The sequence below is a fragment of the uncultured Gimesia sp. genome (assembly GCF_937910335.1).
Taxonomy (GTDB): Bacteria; Planctomycetota; Planctomycetia; order Planctomycetales; family Planctomycetaceae; genus Gimesia.
In genome coordinates, this window is record NZ_CALEMX010000509.1 from 1 (window position 1) to 7,604 (window position 7,604).

At 42.7% G+C, this 7,604-nt stretch carries 6 protein-coding genes; 2 read left to right on the forward strand and 4 right to left on the reverse strand.

Annotation, left to right across the window (positions count from 1 at the left end):
- Window positions 1-205, forward strand: a 205-nt coding sequence (locus Q0668_RS20950) for a hypothetical protein (RefSeq protein ID WP_298868204.1), incomplete at its 5' end; no start/stop codon positions are given.
- A gap of 39 nt (window positions 206-244) precedes the next feature.
- Window positions 245-2,560 (forward strand): DUF3488 and transglutaminase-like domain-containing protein, encoded by a 2,316-nt coding sequence (locus tag Q0668_RS20955; protein ID WP_298868206.1) that lies wholly within the window; start codon window positions 245-247, stop codon window positions 2,558-2,560.
- 3 nt (window positions 2,561-2,563) lie between these two features.
- On the opposite strand, the gene Q0668_RS20960 is transcribed toward Q0668_RS20955, so the two are convergent.
- The 4 genes from Q0668_RS20960 to Q0668_RS20975 all read right to left on the reverse strand — a co-directional run bounded on the left by Q0668_RS20960 (window position 2,564) and on the right by Q0668_RS20975 (window position 7,459).
- On the reverse strand, window positions 2,564-3,676 hold the full coding sequence (locus Q0668_RS20960) for an ABC transporter permease (protein ID WP_298868208.1): 1,113 nt from the start codon (window positions 3,674-3,676) through the stop codon (window positions 2,564-2,566).
- A 62-nt stretch (window positions 3,677-3,738) separates the two neighbouring features.
- Window positions 3,739-4,725, reverse strand: coding sequence for an ABC transporter permease (locus Q0668_RS20965; RefSeq protein ID WP_298868210.1), 987 nt, complete (start codon window positions 4,723-4,725; stop codon window positions 3,739-3,741).
- 110 nt (window positions 4,726-4,835) lie between these two features.
- Window positions 4,836-6,782 carry a peptide-binding protein gene (locus tag Q0668_RS20970; RefSeq protein ID WP_298868212.1) on the reverse strand — a complete coding sequence of 649 codons (1,947 nt, stop codon included), beginning with the start codon at window positions 6,780-6,782 and terminating at the stop codon, window positions 4,836-4,838.
- A gap of 245 nt (window positions 6,783-7,027) precedes the next feature.
- A complete protein-coding gene (locus Q0668_RS20975) occupies window positions 7,028-7,459 on the reverse strand; it encodes a CAP domain-containing protein (protein WP_298868214.1) in 432 nt (143 codons plus the stop codon).
- Between the last annotated feature and the right edge of the window lie 145 nt (window positions 7,460-7,604).

Below are 7,604 nucleotides of genomic sequence, written 5' to 3' on the forward strand. Positions count from 1 at the left end.
TGAATTTGCTAAATTGATCTCACAAGCGAGTACCCCTCGATCACGTACCGTCATGGTTACAACCAGAAAAGAAAGTAATTCAGGAAAACGTACTCACTTACACAAAATGTTTGAAAAACGAGGCCTTGAGATGAATGGACAATGGAGAGCAATCGAAGCTGATCCAGAACTTCTTTCGCGCTGGCTCGTTTTAGATATCGACTGATTTCACCTGATAGAATTATTATCTAGTAGAGCATGGCTTGTGAATTTAACATTTACGTTTCAATTCAGTATCTATTTTCTTGTCGCCTTATCAAGCATCATGTTTATGATGGCGGAAGGTGGAGTCTTTCCACAACTGTTGACGATTCCTTTAGGCCTGTTGACTCTTTTTTTTACCGACCGCTGGAATAAATTCAGTTTGAGTCCTCTCTGGGGCAATATCTTAGGACTGCTAGCATTCCTGGTTGTCTGTAATGAATTTATCTCAGATATCGAAGGCCGCCTGCTGGCTGGTGCACATTTTTTAGTGTATTTGACTTGGATTATTCTCCTGCAAAAAAAAGGAGAGACGCAATACTGGTGGCTTGCTGCATTAGGTTTTTTACAGATTGCGGTTGGATCAGTTCTGACCGAATCTGGTTATTACGGCCTGCTACTTGTAGTTTACTTGTTTTTGGCGATCTGGACTCTTTCTGTATTTTCACTCTTCCGAATTCGAAATACCTTCTACAAAGAAGAAACCTCTGGAACGATCCCACAAATGACAGTCGCCGGCGATGTTACTTCGCCATTTCGTTTGACAAGTCAGGTTCGAGGTGGAGTTCAAGCTGACCAAAACCGACAGTGGCTAACTGGAGAATTTTTCTTTGCAACGATTGCTTGCTCGATTAGTGCTTTATTCATATCAATGTGTTTCTTTTTACTCATACCGCGATTATGGGCCAATCGTACTTATTTTGATAATGAGACTCTCGCCGCAAGTCGTCAACCAATGGTTGGATTCTCTGAAAAAGTACAACTGGGTGAAATGGGAGAAATCCTTGAAAGTTCTGAACGCGTCTTGGAATTGGCGATATACGACAACGAAACGGACGAACCGGTTTCTGTTAATGATTTTATTAATAAATTCGGGTTGGATGAACCTCTCTTCCGTGGCGCGATTCTTTCAACATATCAGAATGGCAGTTGGACGAGAGCGAGGATGGATTATGACAGGCGACTCTTAAATTCCATAGAACTAAATACAGACAAACTCTATCGGCAGGAAATTATCCTGGAATCGATCGGAACAAAAGTATTGTTTCTCATGCAACCGTTTGTTGGGATGGATATGCCGCGTAATTCAGGAAACGTTGTCAATCAAGATACTCTGGCAGTGAGACAGAAATCTCAACCTCGAAAAGGAGAAAGTACGAAGTATAGTGTACTGACAGCAAAAAAGCCGGCTGACAATCTCGAAATGAATATTCTCTTCGAAGAAATAGATTATCTGAGATTACCTCGCGACGATATTGCAAATCTCATTCGGTATACAAAGGAATTAATAGCATCTCACCCGGAATTAAAATCAAACACTGAAAAAGCCAGATTAATTGAATCACATTTACGTGATTCAGGTGAATTTACTTATACACTCAATATGTCAATTCATGATCCCACCATAGACCCGGTTGAAGATTTTCTCTTCAATCGCAAATCAGGGCACTGTGAATACTATGCTTCTGCTCTGGCCCTGATGTTAAGAGCCATCGATATCCCAACGCGCGTCATCACTGGATTCAAAGGAGGAGAACAGAAATATTTATCTCATCAATTCGAAGTGCAACAGCGTTATGCACATTCCTGGGTGGAAGCATATCTAGATCATCATTGGGTAACGATGGATGCCACACCGACTTTAGCAAGAGCCGAAAGCGTCGCACAAAACGCTCCTTCATTGAGCAACCTGAAAGGCATCTCAAAAATGATGTCCCAGTTCTGGTCGGAATATGTTGTGGGGGTCTCCTACCAACGGCAAAAAACGTCTTTTTATGATCCGTTACTCAGAACAGGGAAGAAACTCAAAAACAGGTTGATTTATATTCGCGCAACAATGTCAGAAATTCTAGCATCAATCAAATGTTTTTTACTGTCGCCCCGTCGCTGGTTTAGTTGGGAAGGCGGCGCAGCGGTTTTTATCATTACAGGTCTGTTTTTTATTGTAAAATGGCTGCTACGTATGAGTATCAAATTAGCCAGAATGATTTTCCGTCAAAAAATGCGATCTCAAGATGCTGTCAATTCAGCCAATGTTGCATTTTACGAAAAATATCAATCCTTACTTGCAACGAAAGGCTTTGTTCGATCCCGGTCTGAAACCCAAAAAGAGTTTGCCGATCAAATCAGCGTTGACTTGAATGTAGAATTAAGTCAGTCGCAAATCGTTGAGTATCCGGAGTTCTTTACAAAACTGTTTTATGAAGTCCGATATGGCAATCATCCACTGGAAAAACAACAATTCGATGAGATTCAAGAAAAGTTGACCACCTTTGAATCTGCTCTATTGAACGAAAAACCGCATGAAAAAATGAAGTAATGGTTATGCGTCCCGCAGTCGCGGATCAGAGGCTTCCTGCAATCCTTCGCCAATCAGATTATAAGCCAGAACTGCCAGAAAAATGGCCATACCTGGAAAGAAGATCAACCACCACATTTGCAGGTTTTGCCGTCCAAGATTGAGCAGCGTCCCCCAACTGGGATTGGGTGGTGGTGCACCAAATCCCAGAAAGCTGAGACCACTTTCAATCAGAATGGCAGCCGCAATTCCAAAAGTGATTGGAACAAGAACAGGCGCTAATGAATTGGGCAGGATGTAACGAAATATAATTCGAAATTGACCGACTCCCGTCGTCTTTGCTGCAAGAACAAAATCACTTTCGCGCAGCTTCATGAATTCTGCGCGCGCCAGACGTGCAATACCCGTCCAGCCAGTGCAGCCGATAATGGCCATCATATGCCAGATAGTAGGCGAGTCAATAATGGCAATAATCGCAAGAATTAAAATTAAGGTGGGAATACACATGACGACCTCAATCAGGCGACTGAGTCCCATATCGATCCATTTCCCATAAAAACCAGCTAAAGCTCCCACAATGATTCCAATGACTCCAGCAATGCCCATAGAAACAAAGCCGACCAATAAGGCGATCGTTGTCCCATGCACCATTTGAGCAAACACGTCGACACCACGCTGATCTGTTCCAAACCAGTTCCGGAGACTGGGGGAGCCAGTCTCTTGTGTTGGATTGCCTGGCAAGCCTTTCCATTCATCATCATAAATGCGGCGATACGGATCCTGATACACTAAAGGCCAGATCGCCCAGCTATCAGCGTCTTTTTTCTGTAGATTTTCAGGATAGCGATTTCGAAATTTATCTTTTTGAAATATCGGGTTTTCCCATTCACGGCGAAAGTAACCCAATGCCGGAAAATAGATATGCCCTTTATATTTACATATGATTGGTTTTGTACCAGCTATTGCAGGAGCAAAGACGGCTACAAAACCTAAAAAGCCAATGTAGATTAATGCCAGCATAGCCATTTTTCGTCCCTTGAAACGTTGCCAGGTTTCAGCCCAGAAGTTGGGGGACTTTTTTACGCTCTTCTGTTGTGAAGTAGATTCAGGTTTTTCTTCAGATTTCTCTTGCATCATAATTTTGTTGATTCAAAACAGGAACACGGTAAAGATCAATTATTCGATTCTAAGAAACGCGATTAATGGTCTGCAATTTTGATTCGTGGGTCTGCCATCGCATAAAATATATCAGCCAGAAGTTGCCCGGCTAATGTTAATATGGAAAACATTAATGTCAGTCCCATGATGGTAGGGTAATCTCTTTCCAGAATCGATTCAAAATATAATTGGCCCATTCCCGGCCAGCTAAAGATTCGTTCGATGATCACAGAACCTCCTAACAACGAAGGCAGTGTTAATCCAATTAATGTAACCAGAGGAATAAACGTATTTCGAAAACCATGCTTGACTAATACCGTTATGGGACCTAACCCCTTTGCACGAGCCGTTCGAATATAATCCTGTCTCATAACTTCATGCATATTGGCACGAATAAAACGACTGTAATATGCCAGACTGCCATATGTGTAACAAATCACCGGCATCAAAGCATGTTTGAAAATGTCCCAGGTTTGTTGAGCTGCTGTCATGGATGCATAGCCATCGCTTTTCATTCCATACAGGGGCAACCAACCTAAATAATTTGCCAGATAGATCTGTAAAAACAGAGCTGCTACAAAGCTGGGAAAAGAGTAAAGCATGTACAGAATCGTGCCGACAATGCTTTCGTCAAGTTTTCCCTGTCTTGCCGAGGAATACAGGCCCATGGGTATCGCCAATAGATACGTGAGAAACAGAGAACTCAATGATAAAATTAAGGTGGGGCCGATGCGCTCTTTGATCAGTCGGGCCACAGGTTGCTTTCTTGAAATGGACCTCCCAAAGTCTAACTGAAGTACATTTTGCACCCATACTCCATAGGATTGGTACCAGGGCTTATCCAACCCATAGGCTATTTTCATGCGTTCTTCATCGGCTTTGCTCAACTCTTTGCCAGGATCAATCATCGCCATATTGACAGAGATTGGTGTCCCGGGCATGTTGCGGATCAAACCGAAAATGATAAACGTAATCAATACCAGGGTAATCGACCCGATGAAAAGCCTTCGCACTAGATAGCTGAACATGCTTTTGAATCAATCCATTAACAGAATCAACAAAAAATGTAATGACTTCCAAGGCTATCCGGTATGAAACCTGGTCCGCCTTCCATGTTAAAACAAAATGTTTCAACCAGCTATTTGCTGACAGGTTTCCAAAGACTTCCAAATCCCGGTCCATACCCGTAAGGTCCACGTGGACTGAATACATAGCCTCTCAAATCTTTATTGAAACCGTAGAACGAATTTCGGAAATAAAGCCATGTGTAGGGCTGATCTTCATACAGGATTTGATGGATTTTCCCATAAATCTTGGCGCGTTTGTCTTTGTCGAATTCACGACGTCCTTCTTCGAAAAGCTTATCGACTTCAGGATTTGAATATTGACCGTAATTACGCCCCGCGTCCGTCTTCCACAAATTCACAGAAGTATCCGGATCAGTTCCCGTTCCCCATCCAGCGAACATAGCCTGATACTGATGCTTCCTTGACTTTTCCTGCATGACCGTAAACTCGGTCGGTTTGACATCACAGAGAATGCCAATCTGCTCCAGATTTTCTTTGAGTAAAGTACAAATCGAAAGCGATAAAGGCCTGGTAGTAGTCATGATCGTGAACTGGAACGGAATAAATTTTCCGTCAAATTCCTTGTCACGGATTCCATCACCATCATGGTCAATCCATCCGGCATCATCCAGTAAGTTTTCGGCTTTAGTCAGATCTTGCTTATATGGTTTCGTCATGGGTTTTGGAGACATCCAGGCGGTTTCGTGATAAACGCCGGTGCATGGCTGATATAAACCATAACAAAGCTCTTTCAGCATTTCGTCATGATTAAAGGCATAAGACATCGCCTGACGAACCCGCTTATCCTCAAAGAATAATGTCTTGCAGTTCCACCCAAAATAGAAATAGACCCATTCCAAACCATTTGCTTTGGTACAGTTTTTATAAAAATCATCGTTTTCAGTTTGTGTTTTCCACAATTCAGGATTGAGAGCCATCTCATCAATTTGCCCTTTTTTCAATGCCAATAAGGCCGTATTCGGATCCTGAATGATTCTCAGACGCACGCGTTCGAAATAGGGTCTTCTTCGGACCTCTTTGCCATCGTGCATATACCAGCTATCTCGCCGCCTCAAAACAATTTCCTGCCCCCGGACTCGTTCCTCTAACTCATAGGGACCACCGGTAACAGGATTATTTTCGTGCTTCACATGATATTCACTATCCTGAAGAGTCGGGTCTGTTTTCAATTCTTTTTCATAGATGTGCTTGGGGATAATCGGAAAATTAAGATTCCAGACATTGGTGGGCAGCGCTTCTTTGTGAAAAAACACCAGTGTCTGATCATCATAAGCTTGAATCCAGCGGATCTGATCTGTGCCAGATCTGACGGCAGGCACCGGAACTTTCGGATTCATAATGGTCTGAAAAGTAAATACAATATCATGTGCCGTGATGGGCACACCATCTGACCAGGTCAGATCATCACGAAGTACGACTTTGTCATAGAGCTTGTCTTTACTGGATTGCCACGAAACTACAGTATCGGAAACAGCAAAAGGAATGAAATTCCAATCAAAACTGAATAACCCAAAACCAGTCAGTGAAGAAACCTCAAATTCCACAGCGGAACTTCCCATAATTGGGTTCGTACTTTTCATATCCGCCCCGACATGGCGATTGATGGTGGCGCCCCAGTTGACTTCTTCATCATTTTCAGGCAGCCTGCCCAAAGCACTCAGGATCTTTTCATTGATCTCCTGATTTGTGTTTTTGAGTTTGAGAGCATCAGCGACGCTGATTAATTGCTTTTCTTTACTTTGTCGTTCACGTAATAGATCCATACTGTCAAGAACGGGTTGTTTTTCCCATTCCACGTTTGCATCCAGGTCAGCGAGTTTGGGTGCATCAAACGGTTCCAGCAATATTTCAGGAGGAGTGCCGTCAGTCGATTCTGATTTTTCAGATGATTCTGACTTCTCTTCCCCATTATCGGAAGAAGGCCCTGGGCAACCGGTGAGAAGTAAGGAGAGTAAGACGGTCAAAAGCAACGGACTCAGGCGGGAAACTAAATACATGGATATTCCTTCAATTTACTCCATTGAAAAGTCGGAAAAATCACTTAAAGATTAGGAGGCCTCTTCCAATAAAAAAGAAGAAAGCACATCGATTACTGATCTCAGATTGTGGCAGACTGAGGCAAATAGAACAAGGCTGATTTTGGTTTTAAAAGCAAGTTATGTTTAGACTTACCATTAACCAAAATCAGCCTTATTGACATTAACAGGCGGTCCCTGCTTCACTCACAGAGAATCCTCAGTTCTTATTGAAAGACACCAACCCAGTAGTGACTGCCATTTATTACCATGTAACCAAATCCAACTTGTGAACCCGTCACCATGATGGAATGATGTGCCGGTGAGGCAATCCAGCCATCGACAGCCGATGCAGCTGTTGTAGGACCTTGAAAGATAATTTCAGGCCAGGGTAAATTACTATGCTGGTAATACCCGGTTTCGGCCATCCAGCTTGCATGTTCTTGTGCCTTTAAACACATTTTTGTGTTCAAAGTCAGCGCTGAAAGTCCATTTCGCTTTCGTTCTACGTTATGCAGCTTCAATAGTTTCTGGATCGTAGGGTGTTTGATCAGCCAGTCATGTTCGCTTTTTTTCAATTCCTCAGAAGATACTGGTTGAATAAACAATAGACAAAATAGACTTGCTAAAACGACGTTCCTTGATGGTCTTATAGTCATGATCCTTTTCCTAGTCTTTCCGTATCGGATGGTAAAATGTCACACCAGCACAAAGAATGCCGGTTCCGTAAACTACGAAAGAAAGACTAGCAATGGAAATTCTGGCAGTCTACTGTACGGAAAGTAGAAAATCGGCTACTTAATT